The following is an 18896-nucleotide window of genomic DNA, read 5'->3' on the forward strand; positions in this document are numbered from 1 at the left end:
GACTAAGGGGAGGAAACGCGATGACAATCAATAGACGAGCATTTCTTGGAACCGCCGGGGCAATTGCCGCCGGGCTGTCCGCTCCGATGGTACTGGCGCAAGGCAAGCCACGGGTCGTGGTTGTTGGCGGCGGCGCCGGTGGGGCAACCGCTGCACGCTACATTGCCAAGGATAGCAAAGGCGAAATCGACGTTACTCTGATCGAGCCGTCCCGAACATACTACACCTGTTTCTTCTCGAACCTGTATCTGGGAGGGTTTCAGGAGCTTTCGGATATTGCTCACAGCTATGGCACTCTGGCCGCGGACTACGGCATCAACGTGGTTCACGATTGGGCGGTTGGTGTTGATCGCGACGCAAAGACCGTGTCCCTGGCGGGGGGTGGATCCGTCCCGTATGACAAGCTGATCCTGAGCCCGGGTATCGATTTCGTCGATGGCGCGGTCGAGGGTTGGGATATCTCCGCACAAAACAAGATGCCGCACGCATATAAGGCCGGTTCCCAGACCGAACTCCTGAAAGCGCAGGTAATGGCAATGCCCGAAGGCGGGACCTTTGCAATGGTCGCCCCGCCGAATCCCTACCGTTGCCCTCCCGGGCCGTATGAGCGCGTTTCAATGGTCGCGCATGTTCTGCAGGCGAACAATCCGACAGCAAAAATTATCGTGGCTGATCCGAAACCGAAGTTTTCCAAGATGTCACTGTTTCAGGAAGGCTGGGCAAACCACTACGAAGGGATGGTTGACTGGATCGGTGAAGACTTCGGCGGCGGCAACGTGTCGGTGAATCCGGACGCGATGACTGTGACCATCGACGGTGAAGTGACCAAGGTCGATGTCTGCAATGTGATCCCAGCGATGAAAGCGGGGCGCATCGCGGAAATGGCCGGTGTGACCGACGGCAACTGGGCGCCCGTCAATGCGGCGGACATGTCCTCGAAAGCCGATCCGGACATTTATGTCCTTGGTGATGCCAGCCAGCAGGGCGACATGCCGAAATCCGGTTTCTCGGCAAACAGTCAGGCGAAGGTTTGTGCAAATGCCGTACGAGGCGCGCTGACCGGGTCGAAAGTGTTTCCGGCCAAGTTTTCGAACACGTGCTGGTCGCTCATCGATGCAGATGACGGGGTCAAGGTTGGTGCCACGTACGAAGCGACGCCCGAGAAGATCGCCAAGGTGGATGGTTTCATCAGTCAGACAGGCGAAAACGCAGACCTTCGGAAAGCAACCTACGAAGAGTCGCTTGGTTGGTACGCGGGTATCACTTCGGACATGTTTGGCTAAAGGACTCGGGGGTTGACCGGTGTCAAAGCCCCCGCAGCACAACCTGAGAGAATGCGGTTCACGAGGAGGATCACGATCATGAAACACTTTATCGCTACGGCCGCGCTTTCCGCTGTCTTGGCAAGCCAGGCGCTTGCGGAAGCGATCATAACCACTCCCTTCGACGGAAGTTTTGACGATGCAACCTTCGCCGTGGAGTCCGCGATCGTGGGACAGGGACTGGTCATCGACTATGTCAGCCATGTCGGTGAAATGCTGAACCGAACAGGCGCTGATGTCGGCAGCAACAAACAGATTTTTTCGGCCGCAGATATCTTCATCTTCTGTTCAGCAAAGATCTCGCGTGAGGTGATGGAAGCCGACCCAATGAATATCGGCTACTGCCCCTACGGAATTTTTGTGGCCGAGAACGATAGCGGCGTGATGGTGGGATACCGTAGCTATCCTGACGGTCCGATGCAAAAGGTTCAGACCCTGTTGTCCGAGATCGTCGAAGAGGCCGTTGGAAACTGAAATGGACTACCAGCAGTGCATTCGCGACCAGCTTGATAAGCTGAAGGAAGAAGGGAACTACCGGGTTTTCGCTGATCTGGAACGTCAGTGTGGCAAGTTCCCAACTGCCCGAAGCCACACGAAGAACAGTCCTCAGAATGTAACCGTCTGGTGTTCGAACGATTATCTCGGGATGGGTCAGCATCCCAAAGTCCTCGCCGCCATGCATCAGGCCATTGACAGCTGTGGTGCCGGGGCTGGCGGAACACGGAATATCTCGGGAACCACGCACGAGCATGTGTTGCTTGAACAAGAACTTGCAGACCTGCATGGCAAGGAAGCGGCGTTGTTGTTCACGTCCGGCTACGTGTCGAACTGGGCTGCTTTGGGCACTTTGGCGTCCAAGATCCCCGGTATCACTGTTCTGTCCGATGAACTGAACCACGCTTCGATGATCGAGGGCATACGCCATAGTCGCTGCAACAAGCGGATCTGGAAGCACAACGACCTCGCGGACCTTGAAAGGCACCTTGCGGACCTGCCGGCCAATACCCCGAAACTCATCGCGTTCGAGAGTGTTTATTCGATGGACGGCGACATTGCACCGATTGCCGAGATTTGCGATCTGGCGGATCGCTATGGCGCGATGACATATCTGGATGAGGTTCACGCCGTCGGACTTTACGGCCCACGCGGAGGTGGCATTGCCGAACGCGAAGGTCTGATGGACCGTCTGACCGTCATCGAAGGAACATTGGGCAAAGCGTTCGGCGTTGTCGGCGGATACATTGCGGCCTCCCATGACCTTGTCGACTTTGTTCGGTCTTTTGCCAGCGGGTTCATATTCACCACCGCGCTGCCCCCTGCCGTGGCAGCTGGTGCGGCGGCCTCTGTTCGTCATCTGAAGCAGAGCAAAGCGGAGCGGCATTTGCACCGGCAACGCGTGCAGGAAGTCAGAATCAGGCTGGACGAACTGGGCATTCCACACACACCCAACCCAAGCCACATCATCCCGGTCATGGTTGGCGACCCGGTCAAATGCCGCTTTATATCAGACGTTCTGATGCGTGATTTCGGGATCTATATCCAGCCCATCAACTATCCAACCGTCCCGAAGGGAACTGAACGTTTACGGATCACTCCGTCGCCCGTGCATTCACCGGAAGACATCGGCAGGTTGGTAGCCGCTTTGGGCGAGCTTTGGACGCAATGCCAACTGGCTCGTCGGCCGATGGCCGCACAATAGTAATTTGACGAAAGGCAAAGACGAACAATCAACGAGGTGAGAGTTTCTGTCCATGGAGAGGCTCATCGATTTACTGGGAGACCCGGGCGCGCTGGCCTTTGCCGGAGCGCTTGTCGGCCTCCTGTTCGGTGTGACCGCCCAGAAATCCCACTTCTGTTTGCGCGCCTCGACCGTCGAGGTCGCTGAAGGTGAGTTCGGGCCACGGCTCGCGGTTTGGCTGATTGCCTTCTCCGCAGCGCTGACTCTGGTGCAGGGGTTTGTCTCGTTCGGATGGCTGGACCTGTCCGGGGCGCGTGCGATTGCATCGACGGGAAGTCTCAGCGGTGCGGTAATTGGCGGTGCAATGTTCGGGGTTGGAATGGTTCTGTCGCGCGGGTGCGCCTCACGCCTGTTGGTTCTGGCGTCCAGCGGGAACCTGCGTGCCCTTGTAGCGGGGTTGATTCTGACCTTGGTGGCTCAGGCGGCCTACACCGGTGTTCTCAGCCCGGCGCGCGAGGCGCTTTCCGGCATCTGGACCATCGCTGGAGGCGCGCCGCGTGATCTGTCCAAGATAATTGGGTTTTCTCCGGTGATTTACGCAAGCCTTGCGGCCTTCGGGTTGGCCTTGGCAATTGCATTTGCAATCCGCCGCAATGTCCCGATCACCAAGATCGTATCCGCAGCAGGAGTTGGGGTGGCGGTTGCACTTGGCTGGTTGATGACATTTGCAATCGCGCAAGCGTCTTTTGAAGTTGTGCCTGTGTCCTCGGTCACCTTCACGGGCCCCTCCACAGATACACTGATGGCATTGGTTGCAGAGCGTAATGTCGTGCTGTCCTTCGGTATCGGCCTTGTTCCGGGTGTGGCCGTCGGCGCGGCGGGATCAGCCATACTTGCCGGAGAGTGGAAGATTGAACGGTTTGGCCCGGATACACCGATGGAACGCTACCTGGTCGGGGCCGTTCTTATGGGTTTCGGAGCGATGCTGGCAGGCGGCTGCGCCGTTGGGGCCGGTTTGTCTGGTGGGTCAGCCCTGTCATTGACCGCATGGCTTGCCGTCTTCTTCATGTGGGTTGGCGCGATCAGCACGCATAGATTGCTGATGCGGTTGCCCGTTCCGCAGCAGTCCTGAACTATTCGAATTCCATCTGCTCAAAAACACGTCCGGCGTTTTTTGTTGCCAGTTCTTCAAACGTATCCAGTTGGGCGTACGGGGACTGATCGACGTAGTAGGCCCCGGCCAGATCACCACCGGCATCCATGTGCTCCTGAACCTTGCCGCGCAGGTAAATCAGGTAGTCGCGCGTATAGCGGCGTACCTGATCCATGTTTGTCGGGTGACCGTGTCCGGGAATGACATAGGTGGCATTCAAGGCTTCGAACTCATTGTCCCAGGTCTCGAGCCAATCGGCCGTATAGGTCTCCTGAAAGATCGGCAGCAAACGCTCGTGGAAGGCCATGTCGCCTGCGATGACAAGGCTTTGGTTGGGCAACCAGATCGAAATATCACCGGGACTGTGTGCGGGCCCAAGGTATTTCGCCTCCATGCGATAGTCGCCCAGCTCGACCACATATTCGTCGTCGAATGTTTCGGTCGGTCCAGCCAGAAACGTCCCTTCGGATTTGTCTTTATTGTAGTTTTGCATCCCCTGCAGGATCTGGGCGCCGTATTCCTCAAACTCTGCCGCCGCATCCGAGTGTGCGATGATTGGAACGCCAAGTTCTGACCAGTAGGCATTGCCAAGCATCGCGTGCCCCTGACCGTTCTCGTTAAAGACAAGTTTGACCGGCTGATCCGTGATCGCCTGGATTTCCTTGTGAAGCGCTTCGGCAAGCACATAGGCCGCACCACCGTTTACAACGACCACGCCCTCACCGGTTACGATGAAGCTGAGGTTGTTGTTGTGACCGGAGTTTTCATAGGTGGGCGGAGCAGTTGCGCCAATGGCAGAATAGACGCCGGGAATGTATTCGACCGGCTTGGAATACAGCACGCTTTGCGGGTATTGATCTGCAATATCTTCGCTGGCCAGGGCTGGTGTGGCCAAGGCAACGGCAATCACGAACGATCGCATCATGAAGGCTCTCCAATGAATCGATATGCGGAGCCGGTCTTTTCGACCCGGCCAATCCCACCGTTCGGCAGATGGAAGCCAATGATTTTCATTTGCTCCTGAGAAATCTGACCCAGCAGTGATGTGCGCGCAGTTGCTGCAGCTTCAGGTTCCTGATCAGTACCACTGTGCCAGTCCGGGCGTTCGAACGCGACATGCGGATTCCCGAGCGCATCGCCGACGATCATGACGGCCTCGGTTCCATTGTGAATTTCAAATGCCATATGGCCGGGCGTGTGCCCATAACTTGCCCGCGCGGCGATACCGGGAAGGATCTCCTGACCGTCGTCAAAGAACGCGACCTGATCCTCAATCGCCTCCATGCGTCGCTTTGCGCCCACGGCAAACGCGGCGCGATCTTCCCCTATCGATCCTACCGTTGAAGGGTTCCACCAATAGTCCCATTCCTTGCGGCCAAAGTGGTGCGTGGCGTTGGGAAAAAACAGATCGTCGAAGTCATCCAAAACGCCCCAAAGGTGATCCGGGTGCGCGTGGGTAAAGATCACCTGAGTTACGTCTTCAGGCGCCAGGCCAATTGTTTCAAGAGTTTCCAAAAGCTTGCCGGACGTCGGCATGAAATCAGACCCCGCCCCAACATCGAACAACACCGTGTTTTCATTGTCGCGGTAAAGTGCAACGTTGCACTCCGGCTCGTACTTGGTCGTGTCCACCTTGTTGCGGTTCAGAAGCTGCTTCAGCTCTTCCTTCGGCATGGATCCGAACACCATCTCCGGCGGCAACGACAGGTGCCCGTCTGACACTGTTGATATCCGGGCCGAAGTACCAAGCTGCACCTCGGCGAGTGCAATCCTGGATTGAGCACCCAATGCCGTCAGGCATGCGGCGTGAAACAAGAAAGTGCGTCGGGACCATGCATTCTCACTCATACACAATCACTAAAATGAATATTTTAATTTGTAAACGGCGAAAAGGAATTTGGTGCCGTGCCGTTTTCCTCAAAATCACAGCGCATCTAAGTCGGAGATACTGCGCAAGCGTCCAAAACAGGTATCAAAACTCGCTTAGCCCCCGATGAGTGCCGGCACCGCTAGCGTCAGGGCCGGTATCGACAGGATCAATGCAACCCGTACGACCTCGGCACCAAGAAAGGGAAAGACGCCTCGGAATACCGTGCCCATGGACGTATCCCTTGCAAGCGACGAAATGATGAACACGTTCAACCCGACGGGGGGCGTTATCAACCCCAGTTCCACAACGATCAGCGCCAGTATTCCAAACCAGATCTTGAGGTTATCGGCGTCCATTCCGAACGCCGCCGTCTCGGCCGTGGCGTACTCGCCCCCATTCAACGCAATCAGGGTCGGCCAGAAAAACGGGACCACCACCAGGATCATTGCCAAGCTCTCCATGAAGCAGCCAAGAATGACAAAGAGGCACAGCATGACCACAAGGATCAGCATCGGATCCATACCACTGGTTGCGGCCCAGTCGGACAAGGCCTGCGGCAGCTGAGTGCGGGCAAAAAAGCCTTTCAGAACTTCGGCGCCAAAAAGGATCAGGTAGATCATTCCACTGGTGATTGCCGTGGCGCGAATGGCCTTCAGCAACCCGGAAAACGCTAGGCCTTCGCCGGTAAACACCCGCAGTGCAAAACCGTAGGCCGTTATCACAAAAACCCCAATGCTGGCGGCGGGTGTTGGCGTGAACAGACCAAAGCCCAGACCCAGTATGATGGCACCGAAAATCAGAATAACGGGCCAGAGGCGACGTATAGCCAGTTTTCGTTCAACCGGATCCATCTGCGTCGGCTCTGGCGCCAGCGATGGTTTCACCCTCACCTGAATGGCAATCACGGCGATAAAACCCAGAACGGCCAATATCCCTGGTACGATAGCGGCCTGAAACATCCGCAGGATCGAGCCCTCCACGATGATTGCATAGATCACCAGGGCTACCGATGGCGGGATCAGAATTCCCAAGGTCCCTCCGGCGGCCAGTGAACCTGAGGCAAGACTGGGCGCATATCCCAGCCGTTTCAGTTCGGGCAACGACACGCGCCCCATCGTGGCTGCGGTCGCCAGAGAAGACCCGCAAACTGCACCGAAACCACCGCAAGCCGCGACCGCAGCCATCGCAACGCCACCGCGCAAACGCGACATGAGCGCTTCGAGGCCTTTGAAGAGATCAGTGGATAGTCGCGCTTCGGCCGCAACATAGCCCATCAGGACAAACAGCGGGACGACGGAAAGGTCATAGTTGGCCACGTTTTCCCACAGCAGGCTTTTGAATTGCTTCAGGTAGGGCACGAACCGGATGTAACTGACAGATTGGCTCAACACCCACGTGCCGCCAATCCCCACAACGATCATCGCGATCCCGACGGGCATCCGAAGCAGCAGCAGGACGAAAAGAACGATCAGGCCAAGAATGCCGATGGAAATGGGATCAAGCATCTGCGGCGCCCTCGAATGCCTGAGACACCGCGATCAAAGCCCACAGGATCATCGACAGCAGACCGGGGAAATAGAATGGCCAGGTCGGCCACCCCAGAACGCTGGTCACCACCGCGTCCGAGCGTACTTCGAGCATACCGAAAACCATCCAGTAGCTTAAAAACACAGCTACAATGACGGTGACCCCCAACCAAAGAAGATCGAAGCCGCGCTGCACGGACTTGGGCAAGTGATCCATCAGCAGATCCACTGACACATGGCCTCGATTTGCCTGGCAGTAGGGAAAGAACATCAAGGCTGCGCAGCTGATCGCCAGCTGAACAAAATCCTCATAGCCCGGCAGACCCGACACATCCGCGCCGAACGCCCCGGCAAACCGATCGAGGATGAAGGCAAAAGCATTCGTTGTTGTGACGGCGACAATCGCCAGCAAGATGACGCCGCCGAGCAATGCAAAAGCATCCGCCAGCCGTTTCAGAACCACGCGCATTCTCATATTCCCGAGGCTTCACAAACGACCGAGCGACCATCGGACCGCTCGGCCGTTTTCCAATCAGTTGCCAGACTGGGCTGCGGCAATTGCCGCGCGGGCCTTGTCGACGAGGGCTGCACCATCAATGCCCTTCTCGCTCACCTCGTCAATCCAACGCTGGACGATCTGTTCGCTCACGGCGTTGAACTTGGCCGCTTCTTCGTCGGACAACACGATCCGTTCTACACCTGCGGCTTCAAGTGCCTCGGTGCCGCTTTCTTCGAAACTCTCCCAATTGGAACCGACCTCGCGCGCGACATTGGCGCCTGAATTGGCGTCGATAACGGCCTTAAGGTCATCCGGAAGCGCTTCGTAGGCGTCTTTGTTCATCGCCACCATGAAGGTTGCGGTGCCAAAGCGGTCTCCGTTCGGCAGTTCTGTTATGGACTTGTCCAGTTCCTGCAATTTCAGGGGCCGCACGATTTCCAGCGGGATCAGCGCGCCATCCACAACGCCTTTCGACATGGCTTCGGGCAAGGCCGGCACGGGCATGCCGACGGGTTCCGCACCAATGCCTTCGATCACCCACGCGCCCGTACGGCTGGGGGTCCGCAGCTTCATCCCCTTTGCGTCTTCCAGAGTGCGCACCGGGTCGGACGCCGAATGTATGACATTCCCATCATGGGTGTGCAAAAAGATGACGTGGACGTCATCGAAGTCCTCCGCCAGCATCTCCATCGAGGCGTTCATGGCGACCGTTGTATCCGTCGCAGAGCCTGCGTGAACAAGCGGCAGCTCGAAAACTTCGGTGCGCGGAAAGACACCCGGTGTGTATCCCAGGACTGTCCAGACAATATCGGCAGACCCATCACGCACTTGGCTGTACAGTTCAGGTGGTTTGCCACCCATCGACATTGACGGGAAGATTTCAATCGCAATCCTACCATCGCTGTCGGCAGTGATCTTATCGGCCCATGGCTGAAGCATGCCTTTATGCGCCGCTGCGACTGGCGGCAGGAAGTGATGCATCGTCAGCGTCACATCCTGGGCCAGGCTGGCTGTTGCTGAAACGGCCAGGGCGGCCAGTGAACTCAGCAAGGATTTCCTTTTGGTCATGATTTCTCCTCCTCCGTAGTGTCGTGATGGCGAAGTTCGGTGTTTGGCGTTCGGCGCGATGTCTGCCTCGCGCCTATTCCCGCACCCCCATTGAATCAATTTGCGCGCACAGGGCATTCGCTGCCGAAAGCGATCTGGCCGTGCACCTGGCCATGTTTGGCAACAGCATCCATTCCAGGGACCAGGCGCTTCCTGAACGTTCCTGTTCATGCACAAGCGCCTGATGCATCCCCGATACTTGCGTGGCATTGAAGCGCGCCAGCGTTACCAGCAATTCGGCAAGAATTGGGTTCTGTTTGTGCGGCATGGCTGATGACCCGCCGCCGCCTGAAAGCTTGATTTCGTCGACACCCTGCTGCGCCATCAAGCAGATGTCTTGCCCCATTTTCCCAATCGAACCGGAAATCAGCGACAACAGATTTGCATAATTGGTGACGGTTGCGCGATCTGAATGCCAGTTGCGGCTGGGTGGGCGCAGCGACAACGCTTTGGCAACAAAGGCTGCCAGGTCGCGATGCTTTTCGCCAATGGCCTGTCCATCCCCGACTGCCCCGCCCCATTGAAGGCGCTCGACACTCTTGCGCATCTGCTCGATGCGATCGCCGTGCTCGATAAACGGCGCTTGCCAGTTCTCGATCCGGTGCCCGACCGAGATCGGCAATGCGGCCTGCATCCGTGTACGCCCCATCATCTTGTTGCTGCCGAACCGACGGCCCAGATCACCCAATCGCTCGGTCAGGGTCGACAAACGATCCGCGATCAGGTCTGAGTTTTCGCGCATTGTCATAGCCAGCGCTGTATCCATCACATCCTGTGAGGTTGTGCCGGTATGGATCGCGCCCTCTAATGGCCCGGCCTCGGCCTTCAAACCACGCACAAATGCGGGAATTGGCATCCCGTCTTTTAAGGTTCCGGTCTGCAAATCCCGAAGGTCCGGATTGGCGGGCTCAATCAACTCGGCGGCGGCCCGGGCCTGGTCCTCCGGCACGACGCCAATGGCGCCAAGCCCGCGGGAATAGGCGGCTTCGAAGGCAAGCATATGGGCCAGCGTGCGTTCGGCTGACCAGATCACCTCGGCTTCCTGATCGCCAAAGAGGCCCGACAACCAAGGATGATTGAACACGTCACTCATGCCACAACACCTAACAGTGCCCGGATCTGGCCCGCGACAAATCCCGGCGCTTCGACGCATGGCAAGTGCCCGACATCCGGCAAAATATGTCGCTCTGCGCCTTTTATGAGATCGGCCAAAGCCTCTACAAGTTCGGGCGGCGTTGCCTGATCTTCACGCCCACCGACACAGATGGTGGGTACTTTGATCTGGCTGGTTGTTTCGGCAAGGTCCGCATCCCGAATGGCCTCGCAGGTCGCGACATAACCTTCGGCAGGTATGCGTGTCAGCATGTTCCGGTAACCGGCCACGGCATCGGGGTGCTCGGCTCGGAAACGGTTGGAAAACCAACGTTCCATTACCGTGTCGGCGATGTCATCGATACCGGATTCACGCACAGCCTGAATGCGCGTATTCCAAACCTCGTCATTTCCAATTTTCGTACCGGAGTTGCTCAGGATAAGCCCGGCCACAAGATCGGGGCGTCGGTGGGCAGCGCGCTGTGCGATCAGTCCGCCGACCGAAACACCGCACAGAATTGCATTGCGCCAACCCAACATGTCCATCAGATCCGCAACATCTTCGGCCAGCATATCAATTGAGGTCACAGCGCAATCCGACAGTCCATGCCCGCGCTTGTCCCAAAGCAGGCATTCTGTTTTGCCCAGACCTGCCACGACTTCCCGCCAGATGCGATAATCCGTCCCCAAAGAGTTCAGAAAGACAACTGGCACTCCGCCGACACCGTGGTTTGCCACTTCATAGTGCAGGATTACGTCACGGGGTCTGGCGAAACTCGGCATCAGGCGGCGACCTCTCGCAGCCCAAGGATCGCGCGTGCCTGCGCGACAGTCGCGACAGGGCGTTCGTGCGTTTCGCAGATTTCGACGGCTCGACGAACCAACGCTGCATTCGACGGAGCAAGCGTGGTTCTGTCCAGGCGCACATTGTCTTCAAGCCCCGTTCGAACATGCCCGCCAGAAACAACAGACCACTCGTTCAACACGATCTGATTTGCCCCGACGCCTGCCGCACACCATGGCACATCCCCCCAAAGGCGGCGCACTGTGTGCACGTAGAAATCGAAAACCTCACGATCAACGGGCATCGCGTTTTTCACGCCCATGACAAACTGGACATAGGGCACATCCCTGATTTGACCTGCCTTATGCATTTTGGCCGCCTGAAAGATATGAGACAGGTCGAACGCCTCAATCTCTGGCCTGACATCGTATTTCACCATCTCGCTGGCCAGCCATTCGACAAGATCAGGCGGGTTTTCGTAAACGCGGGTCGGAAAGTTATTCGATCCGACGGACAAGGACGCCATGTCCGGCCGCAGTGGCAACATGCCACCACGGGCGGAGCCCGCCCCGGACCGCCCGCCCGTCGAAAGCTGCACGATCATGCCGGGACAGTGGGTTTCGATCCCTTCTTTCAACGCGGCAAAAAGATCGGGGTCCGAGGTAGGTTTGCCTTCCTCATCGCGCACATGGCAATGGGCGATGGCAGCACCGGCCTCAAAAGCCTCATGTGTGCTTTCAACCTGTTCCGACACGCTGATCGGAACAGCCGGGTTGTCCGCCTTGGTCGGAACCGAGCCGGTGATTGCCACGCAGATAATACACGGGTTTTGTTTTGTTTCGTCAGACATCGAAGAACACCGTTTCTTTTTCCCCCTGCAAGCGAATGTCGAACCGATAGCCGTCCGGGGTTCTTTCAGCTATCAGGGTTTGCCGCCGGTCAACCTGTTCGATCAGATTCAGAACCGGATCAACCGAATTGGCGGCCTCTTCTTCCGGGAAATAGAGCCGCGTGTTCAGCCCAACATTTATGCCGCGCGCCACTAACCACAGGCTGATGTGCGGAGCCATTGGCCTGCCGTCCCGATACGGAACAGAGCCGGGCTTGACTGTTTCAACGATCCACTCTCCGGATTCAAAATCGGGTATGATACGGCCCCATCCACGAAAACCGGGCTCGACCTCGCCCTGCCCGGGGTAAATCCCCTTGGCATTGGCTTGCCAGACTTCGATCAGAACATCCTTGACCAGCGCGCCGGTGCCATCCAGCACCCTGCCCCGAATGGTGATCCGCTCACCTTCGGCCTGCGCGCCGACAACGTCCCGGCCCAATTCCTGCCGATAAATGTCAAACCCTGCATCCCCCGGGGCCAGGCCAATGTGAACGTAGGGTCCGGCCGTTTGCGATGGGGTTTCTTTCAGATAGTCGAGCTTCTGAGCCATGATCAATTCCCGTCCGGTCGATTTTCGAAATAGGTCGATCGATGACCGCGCAGCACGATGTCAAACTTGTAGGCGATACTGTCCAGCGGAACCGTCGCGTTCAGATCCAGCGCGGCAACCAGTTGATCGATCGCGATTTGATCCGGAATCGTGTTCACGATCGGACATTTGGCAATCAGGGGGTCGCCTTCAAAATATAGCTGTGTGATCAGCCGCTGCGCAAAGGCCGAGCCGAACACCGAAACATGAATATGCGCCGGCCGCCAGCTGTTGACCCAATTGCGCCATGGATAAGCCCCTGGCTTGATCGTTCTGAAAGTGTAACAGCCATTCTCGTCCGTCAGCGTACGGCCACACCCTCCGAAATTGGGATCAATCGCTGCCAGATAGGTGTCTTTCTTGTGACGATAACGCCCCCCTGCATTGGCCTGCCAGATTTCCACCAAGGTATTCGGAACGGGCCGTGCGTTTTCGTCCAGAACCCGGCCATGGAGGATGATACGCTCGCCGATCGGATCGCCTGTCTTGGCGTAATTTCGGATCAGGTCATTATCCAGCGGGTCCAGATCACCATGGCCGAATGTCGGTCCCGTGGACTCGCTCAGCGAAGGTTCCAGCGACAACAGGGCATTTCTGGGCGAGCGCGACACACTCGTCTTGTAATTCGGGGAAAAGGCAGGCGGGTGCCGTTCACGGTCCCGCTGGTACAGGTCCATCGGCCTGGTCATTTCACCTCACCCTCCATTTCGGCAAATGTCTGTTTTGCCAGCTTCACGGCCTGGTTCGCGCATGCAACGCCTGCGTAAACCGCCGCATGCATGAAAGCTTGCATGATGTCTTCCCTAGAGGCACCTGTATTTCTGCACGCCTTCACATGCATCGGGATCTCTTCGAAGTTCCGCGTGGCCGCCAACAGGGCAAGCGTGATCATCGAACGTTCGCGCGGTGTGATCGCATCGTTGGCCCAAAGGGTGCCCCACGCCGTTTCAGTTATCATTTCCTGGAACGGCGCATCGAAGGCGGATTTCTGTGCCTCCGCCCGGTCCACATGCACATCACCAAGCACCCGGCGCCGGACTGACATTCCCGTGGTATAGCGATCCGTCATCGTTATCTCCTTGGCTATGCCCATCAATACGGCAAACCGACGTAGTTTTCAGCCATCGCCCTTTGGGCCGCCGTGTTCGTCCGCAGAAAGTCGATCTCGGCCTGCTGCATCTTAAGGTCAAATTCGGACTGATCCGGAAACCGGTGCAGCAGCGATGAAAACCACCAGCTGAAGCGTTCAGCTTTCCAGATGCGGGCCAGCGCATTTTGCGAATAACTGTCGATTCCCCGGGTGCAGCCGTTTTCGTAGAAGTCCCTGAGGGCGTTGTACAAGTAGTGTACGTCCGAAGACGCGGTGTTCAGCCCCTTTGCTCCGGTCGGCGGCACGATATGCGCGGCATCACCGCAAAGAAACAGCCGCCCCCAGCGCATCGGTTCCGTCACGAACGAGCGTAAGGGTGCAATCGATTTCTCGATCGACGGCCCCGTCACCAAAGCATCGGCGAATTCGCGCGGGATTCGACGCTTGAGCTCGGCCCAGAAAGACGCGTCAGACCAATCTTCGGGTTTGTCGGACAACGAACACTGAATGTAATAGCGGCTAAGAGACTCGTTGCGCATGGAGCACAGCGCAAAACCACGGCTCGATGAAGAATAAATCAGTTCTTCGTGGACAGGGGGCGTCTCAGATAAAACGCCAAGCCAACCGAATGGATAGACTTTTTCGTATTCGCGGCGCACATCCAAAGGAATGGTCTGGCGACTGACGCCGTGGAACCCGTCGCAGCCAGCCACGAAATCGGTATCCACACGCTGCTCCTTACCGTCGACCGTGAATGTTACAAACGGCGTGTCGGTGTCGGCATCATGGATCGTGACATCTTCCACGTTGAAAACAATCCTGCCGCCTGCGGCTTCGCGGGCAGCATATAAATCGCGCGTCACTTCCGTCTGGCCATAGATGACGACAGGCGTGTCGGTGTGTTCGCGAAAATCGACGCGAAAGCACTCGTCATCATAAGCAATCAGCGTGCCGTCATGTTCGAAACCTTCGGCATGAAGGCGGTCGGCGACACCGGCCTCTTCCATCAGGCCGACAAATCCCTTTTCCAATACACCTGCGCGGATGCGGCCGAGGACATATTCCTTGGTCTTTCTCTCCAAAACGATGCTGTCTATGCCGTGGACATGCAGAAGCTGCGACAAAAGCAAGCCTGACGGTCCGCCACCGATGACCACGACTTGTGTGCGCATCTGTCCCCTCCTCCAACTTCGACCAGATTGCACTACGGTTTCCGTTATGTAAAATGACGTTATGTCCCATTTAGTTTCCAAAAATGGAAAGTGATGATCGATCGCAGGCTAAAAGTCAGGCACATCGAAGCCTTCGTTGAAATCGTGCGGCGACAAAGCATGAAACTTGCGGCCGAGAACCTGAATCTCAGTCAGCCTGCAATCTCGAAAACCCTGAAAGAGCTGGAGGACATCACCGGCACCACCCTTCTGGAGCGCAACAGGGGTGGCATTACACTGACCGTGGCCGGGGACGTGTTCTTGCGACACGCAACAAGTGGAATGACAGCCTTGGACATGGCGATGAACAGCGTCGCCGCGATCCGCAAGGGAGATGCCGGTTCGATTTCCATTGGCGCCCTGCCCAGCGTTGCCGCCCGGTTACTGCCGCATGCGCTAGAGATCTTTTCCCAGCTTTCGCCCGACACCATTCCCCGGGTCGAGGACGGCCCCCATGGATATTTGATCGATCGCTTGCACGCGGGGCAGTTGGAGCTTGTCATCGGTCGGCTGGGAAAACCAACGACGATGAAGGATATCTCCTTCACTCAAATGTATATCGAACGCGTCGCAATCGTTTGTGCGCCCGATCACCCATTGGTCCATGCCCAGAACCTGAGCGAGTTGTCAGACTATCCCGTTATCTATCCGCCGGATGACTCGGCGATCCGACCGCTGGTCGACCGGATGATGATCGCCAACGGTCTGAGCAGTTTTCCAAGAATGATCGAATCCGTCTCCGCAGCGTTCGGGCGGCAGGTTGCGCTTGCCGGCGGTGCCGTATGGATCATTTCAACGGGCGTGGTCGCCGCAGACATCCAAAGCGGACGGCTAAAGGCGCTACCGATCGATACAAGTCTGACTGCGGGGCCAATTGGCATAATGGCCCGGGCGGACAGTGAAATGTCCCCATTGGCAAGTCTGTTCCGGCAAGCATCTGTTCGCGCTGTGAGCAATCTGAACCTTGCTTAGACATCAGGCAATTCCAGATGCGGATCGACGGCAGCGAGGCACCCAACCTTCAACTGTGCGTTTCCCGGCTGTCCTTCGGGGCCTGTTCCCGGTCGTTCATTCCTTAGTCCCGGATCACACCGGCAACGCGCAGGCGATAACCTTCGAAAATTCCGTCTCGGCCCATGGCCTGTCCGGCCCGGTGACGCGGCAGATTGCGCCAAGCTTCAACAGCCTTCTCATCCCTAAAGAATGAAAGTGACAGCAGTTTTCCGGGATTGGTCGGGCTTTGAAAGCGTTCGACGGATATGAACCCATCCACCTGCTCCAGCAGCGGCTTCAGGTCTGCGGCAACGTCCAGATAGTCCTGTTTTCGCCCGTCGGCGATTTCAACCTCGAAGATGACTGCAATCATGCCAGATACTCCCATTCTTTTTCGGGCCAAAAGGTTCCCGGCGGCAGGTTTCGTTTTCCGAAAACGTCAGTCCCGATGCGAAGCATGGTTGAACCTTCCTGAATAGCAATCTCCAGATCCGTGCTCATGCCCATCGACAGGTGGCGCAGGTCCACGTCGTCGATATCTTCGGATGTGATCTTGTCCCGCAACAGGCGCAAGTCGCGCAGACTATCGCGGGACAGAACCGGGTGCGGGGCCAGCAAACCAACCGTCATCAAGCCCCACACCCGCAGGTTGGGTAGTGCAGCCGCGGCACGGGCAAATGATATGGCGTCGGCTGGATCCATGCCGAACTTGCTGGCCTCGCCCGATGTGTTGAATTGCAGGAAAACATCTAACTCCCGTTCTCGAACCTCGCACAGGCGATTCAGCTTTTCGGCAATCGACAGCCGATCGACGGACTGCACGCAGGTGACATGTTCCAACGCCTTGCCCGCCTTGTTCGATTGCAGGTGCCCTATCAGATGCCGTTCTATCCTGTGCCCGGCCAGAGCCGGTGATTTCTCGACAAGTTCCTGCACGCGGTTCTCGCCCGTCAGGAAGGAGCCGTGCGCCATGGCTTCAAGGACCCGTGCTGCCGGTTGCGTCTTGGTCGCCAGCAGCAGCGTCACCTCCGAAGGGTTTCGGTTGCAGGCGATACAAGCGCGGGTGATCCGGGCTTGCACCGCCGCAAGGTTCTCGGCAATCCGGGTCATGTGCTGACCGGAATAGCCTTGCGTTGCTGCGCGCCGCGTAGTGCCGCCATGGTTGCCTCGATCCCGGCCAGGGCGGCCACCAGGATCAGAAGTGCTAAGCTGCCCAATTCGACGATCATCCATCCCGCCACCAGTGGGAAGCCGAAGATGCCAATGAAGTAGGAAAGAGCAAAAAACTGAAGTGTCTGGGGCAAAAGGTCCTGGTCGGCATCATTGGCTGCCATCGCTGCCAGGATCGGATAGCTTACTCCGTATCCGATGCCGAACAGGAAGGCGACGACCAGATACATCGGGACATTGCTGCCGATCCCGATGAACAGCACAACGGACCCGAACATCACGTATTGCAGGGTGGCGATCGTCACGTAGGGATTGCGCCCGCCTTTGAACCGCGCCAGCACCACCCGGAACAACACGACAGTGACCGTGTAGACCAGGAAATAATCGGCGTAATCCAGTCCACGCTCATCCGCAAAGACGGTCTGAAAGTTGTTCATCCCGGCAAAGACCGACGCGCCAAGGCAGACCATGATCACCGGCAGTCGCGCACGCGAGCGCATGATAGCGGCGACGCCGGCCAGCGAGAGGGAGGAACGCAGCTCGGGGCCGGAGCCCTCGGAATGAGCGCGAACAGGCTTGATGAGGGCAAAGAAGATAGCGCCGGCCAAAGCGCACAGCGCGGCCGTGACAAAGAACGCGGTGTTCACCGTCATGCCGGCTTTTTCCATCATCGACGCCATGACCGGCGACAGGCCGAACCCGGCCATCAAGGCCACCGACAGAATGGCAAAATAACGAACCCGTTCAGCGGTCGTGACCAATCGGGTAAGAACGATGGGCGACAGCGCGTAGGTAAGTCCCCAGCCAAAGCCGATCGCGATGCTGGCAAAGATCAGAAGCGCCCCGACACCTTCGGCGAGGCCATAGGCGGTCAGCGCGGCCGCGATGGACAGACAGGCCACGCCAAGCGTGCGCAGGCGCCCGAACCTGTCTGACAGATGCCCGGCATAATAGACAGTGATCAGCGTGGCGATGGTGGTAACGAACAACATTATGCCCACCACTTTCTCATTGGCCCCAAAGGTCTCGAACAGGCGCGGCAACATGAACGTGAGGCCATAGGCACCCGCCTGAAGGAAACTGGCGGTGTAAAACAGGGCGAACATGGTCAGTCGGTTCATGCGACGTTCTCCGCTTTGTAGAAACTGGCGCGTTCCAGCGCGATCAGGTCCGAGAGCTTCCGGTGCTGCCGGCCATGTTCATCGAAGTTTTCCGGTGCAAGCCACGTCTGGAAACCACGCTGGACGGGTTCCCATTCCCGATCCAAAAGCGCATACCAAGCGGTGTCACGGTTGCGGCCCTTGTACGTGGCTGCCTGTTGGAACACACCTTCGAACCGAAAACCAAAACGCTCTGCCGCTGCCCGAGAGGGTGTGTTCAGCGCGTCGCATTTCCATTCCAGGCGGCGATAGCCCAGTTCGGTCATGGCGCGCCGCATCATCAGGTATATCGCTTCGGTCGCAACCCTTGTGCGTTGCAAACCGGGTGCGAAAGTGATGCCGCCGATCTCGATCACGCCATGTTCGGGCTGGATGCGCATAAAGCTGGCAATCCCTGACGCCTTGCCGGTTTCCTGATTGATCACAGCAAAATAGGGTTGCGCGTCAACGCCGCTGGCATCTTTGGTCCAAGCCCTGAGTCTCGAGGCGGTGTTAAACGGCCCAATGAAGTTGTAGGTCCAGATTTTTCCTGATCGATCCTGGCTGAACGCCTCGAACAGTTCTTTTGTGTGCGTCAACGGATCCAGAGAGATCAAGCGCGCATAGCGCCCGGCCATTCCCTTGTGTCCGGGGTGCTCGGCGCCTGCCCACTTGGGCAAGGCCATGCCGATCAGCTGGCCGTATTCATTTCTACGCACTGTCATGGCGGCGTCCTCAAGGTGTTTTTGGTCGGGAATCGATTGTCATGATTTTGGACGTT

At 57.5% G+C, this 18896-nt stretch carries 21 protein-coding genes; 5 read left to right on the plus strand and 16 right to left on the minus strand.

The window, feature by feature from the left end; translation table 11 throughout:
* The first annotated feature begins 20 nt into the window (after window positions 1-20).
* The 4 genes from ACR0J8_RS17450 (at window position 21) to ACR0J8_RS17465 (ending at window position 4132) form a co-directional block, all read left to right on the plus strand.
* Window positions 21-1283: an FCSD flavin-binding domain-containing protein gene (locus ACR0J8_RS17450; protein ID WP_480523542.1), complete on the plus strand. Its 1263-nt coding sequence runs from the start codon at window positions 21-23 to the stop codon at window positions 1281-1283.
* A 78-nt stretch (window positions 1284-1361) separates the two neighbouring features.
* Entirely contained in the window at window positions 1362-1796 is a 435-nt protein-coding gene (locus ACR0J8_RS17455; protein WP_480523544.1) for a DUF302 domain-containing protein, read from the plus strand.
* 1 nt (window position 1797) lies between these two features.
* A complete protein-coding gene (gene hemA, locus ACR0J8_RS17460) occupies window positions 1798-3021 on the plus strand; it encodes a 5-aminolevulinate synthase (protein WP_480523546.1) in 1224 nt (407 codons plus the stop codon).
* Between the two features lie 52 nt (window positions 3022-3073).
* Complete coding sequence (locus ACR0J8_RS17465; RefSeq protein ID WP_480523548.1) at window positions 3074-4132, plus strand: YeeE/YedE family protein; 1059 nt, start codon at window positions 3074-3076, stop codon at window positions 4130-4132.
* A 1-nt stretch (window position 4133) separates the two neighbouring features.
* Here ACR0J8_RS17465 and ACR0J8_RS17470 read toward each other — a convergent pair whose 3' ends face one another.
* The 12 genes from ACR0J8_RS17470 to pobA all read right to left on the minus strand — a co-directional run bounded on the left by ACR0J8_RS17470 (window position 4134) and on the right by pobA (window position 14774).
* Window positions 4134-5075: an MBL fold metallo-hydrolase gene (locus ACR0J8_RS17470; protein ID WP_480523823.1), complete on the minus strand. Its 942-nt coding sequence runs from the start codon at window positions 5073-5075 to the stop codon at window positions 4134-4136.
* Window positions 5075-6001 (minus strand): MBL fold metallo-hydrolase, encoded by a 927-nt coding sequence (locus ACR0J8_RS17475; protein ID WP_480523550.1) that lies wholly within the window; start codon window positions 5999-6001, stop codon window positions 5075-5077. Before ACR0J8_RS17475 ends, ACR0J8_RS17470 begins: the two co-directional genes overlap by 1 nt.
* 135 nt (window positions 6002-6136) lie before the next feature.
* The gene (locus ACR0J8_RS17480; RefSeq protein ID WP_480523552.1) at window positions 6137-7528 is read right to left on the minus strand and encodes a TRAP transporter large permease; all 1392 of its coding nucleotides are present in this window, start codon (window positions 7526-7528) and stop codon (window positions 6137-6139) included.
* Complete coding sequence (locus tag ACR0J8_RS17485) at window positions 7521-8018, minus strand: TRAP transporter small permease (protein WP_480523555.1); 498 nt, start codon at window positions 8016-8018, stop codon at window positions 7521-7523. Before ACR0J8_RS17485 ends, ACR0J8_RS17480 begins: the two co-directional genes overlap by 8 nt.
* A gap of 63 nt (window positions 8019-8081) precedes the next feature.
* A complete protein-coding gene (locus ACR0J8_RS17490) occupies window positions 8082-9116 on the minus strand; it encodes a TRAP transporter substrate-binding protein (RefSeq protein WP_480523556.1) in 1035 nt (344 codons plus the stop codon).
* Window positions 9117-9189: 73 nt separating this feature from the next.
* Window positions 9190-10248, minus strand: coding sequence for a 3-carboxy-cis,cis-muconate cycloisomerase (locus tag ACR0J8_RS17495; protein ID WP_480523558.1), 1059 nt, complete (start codon window positions 10246-10248; stop codon window positions 9190-9192).
* Window positions 10245-11030 carry a 3-oxoadipate enol-lactonase gene (pcaD, locus tag ACR0J8_RS17500; RefSeq protein ID WP_480523559.1) on the minus strand — a complete coding sequence of 262 codons (786 nt, stop codon included), beginning with the start codon at window positions 11028-11030 and terminating at the stop codon, window positions 10245-10247. The genes ACR0J8_RS17495 and pcaD overlap by 4 nt, the downstream gene beginning before the upstream one ends.
* On the minus strand, window positions 11030-11881 hold the full coding sequence (locus tag ACR0J8_RS17505; protein ID WP_480891396.1) for a 3-oxoadipate:acetyl-CoA acetyltransferase: 852 nt from the start codon (window positions 11879-11881) through the stop codon (window positions 11030-11032). The genes pcaD and ACR0J8_RS17505 overlap by 1 nt, the downstream gene beginning before the upstream one ends.
* Window positions 11874-12473, minus strand: coding sequence for a protocatechuate 3,4-dioxygenase subunit alpha (gene pcaG / locus ACR0J8_RS17510; protein ID WP_480523563.1), 600 nt, complete (start codon window positions 12471-12473; stop codon window positions 11874-11876). Before pcaG ends, ACR0J8_RS17505 begins: the two co-directional genes overlap by 8 nt.
* A gap of 2 nt (window positions 12474-12475) precedes the next feature.
* Window positions 12476-13201: a protocatechuate 3,4-dioxygenase subunit beta gene (gene pcaH / locus ACR0J8_RS17515; RefSeq protein ID WP_480523565.1), complete on the minus strand. Its 726-nt coding sequence runs from the start codon at window positions 13199-13201 to the stop codon at window positions 12476-12478.
* On the minus strand, window positions 13198-13581 hold the full coding sequence (gene pcaC / locus ACR0J8_RS17520) for a 4-carboxymuconolactone decarboxylase (protein WP_170617270.1): 384 nt from the start codon (window positions 13579-13581) through the stop codon (window positions 13198-13200). Before pcaC ends, pcaH begins: the two co-directional genes overlap by 4 nt.
* Before the next feature lie 23 nt (window positions 13582-13604).
* Window positions 13605-14774: a 4-hydroxybenzoate 3-monooxygenase gene (gene pobA, locus ACR0J8_RS17525; RefSeq protein ID WP_170807489.1), complete on the minus strand. Its 1170-nt coding sequence runs from the start codon at window positions 14772-14774 to the stop codon at window positions 13605-13607.
* Window positions 14775-14867: 93 nt separating this feature from the next.
* Between pobA and pcaQ the strand changes: the two genes are divergently transcribed.
* Window positions 14868-15785 carry a pca operon transcription factor PcaQ gene (pcaQ, locus tag ACR0J8_RS17530; protein WP_170617274.1) on the plus strand — a complete coding sequence of 306 codons (918 nt, stop codon included), beginning with the start codon at window positions 14868-14870 and terminating at the stop codon, window positions 15783-15785.
* A 103-nt stretch (window positions 15786-15888) separates the two neighbouring features.
* Here pcaQ and ACR0J8_RS17535 read toward each other — a convergent pair whose 3' ends face one another.
* The 4 genes from ACR0J8_RS17535 to ACR0J8_RS17550 are packed head-to-tail and all read right to left on the minus strand — an operon-like array spanning window position 15889 to window position 18840.
* Window positions 15889-16179, minus strand: coding sequence for an antibiotic biosynthesis monooxygenase family protein (locus ACR0J8_RS17535; protein ID WP_480891402.1), 291 nt, complete (start codon window positions 16177-16179; stop codon window positions 15889-15891).
* Window positions 16176-16916, minus strand: coding sequence for a YggS family pyridoxal phosphate-dependent enzyme (locus ACR0J8_RS17540; RefSeq protein WP_480523569.1), 741 nt, complete (start codon window positions 16914-16916; stop codon window positions 16176-16178). Before ACR0J8_RS17540 ends, ACR0J8_RS17535 begins: the two co-directional genes overlap by 4 nt.
* Window positions 16913-18097 (minus strand): MFS transporter, encoded by a 1185-nt coding sequence (locus ACR0J8_RS17545; RefSeq protein WP_480523571.1) that lies wholly within the window; start codon window positions 18095-18097, stop codon window positions 16913-16915. Before ACR0J8_RS17545 ends, ACR0J8_RS17540 begins: the two co-directional genes overlap by 4 nt.
* A complete protein-coding gene (locus ACR0J8_RS17550; protein WP_480523573.1) occupies window positions 18094-18840 on the minus strand; it encodes a GNAT family N-acetyltransferase in 747 nt (248 codons plus the stop codon). Before ACR0J8_RS17550 ends, ACR0J8_RS17545 begins: the two co-directional genes overlap by 4 nt.
* Window positions 18841-18896 lie beyond the last annotated feature (56 nt).

The sequence above is a fragment of the Ruegeria sp. N11 genome (assembly GCF_056531525.1).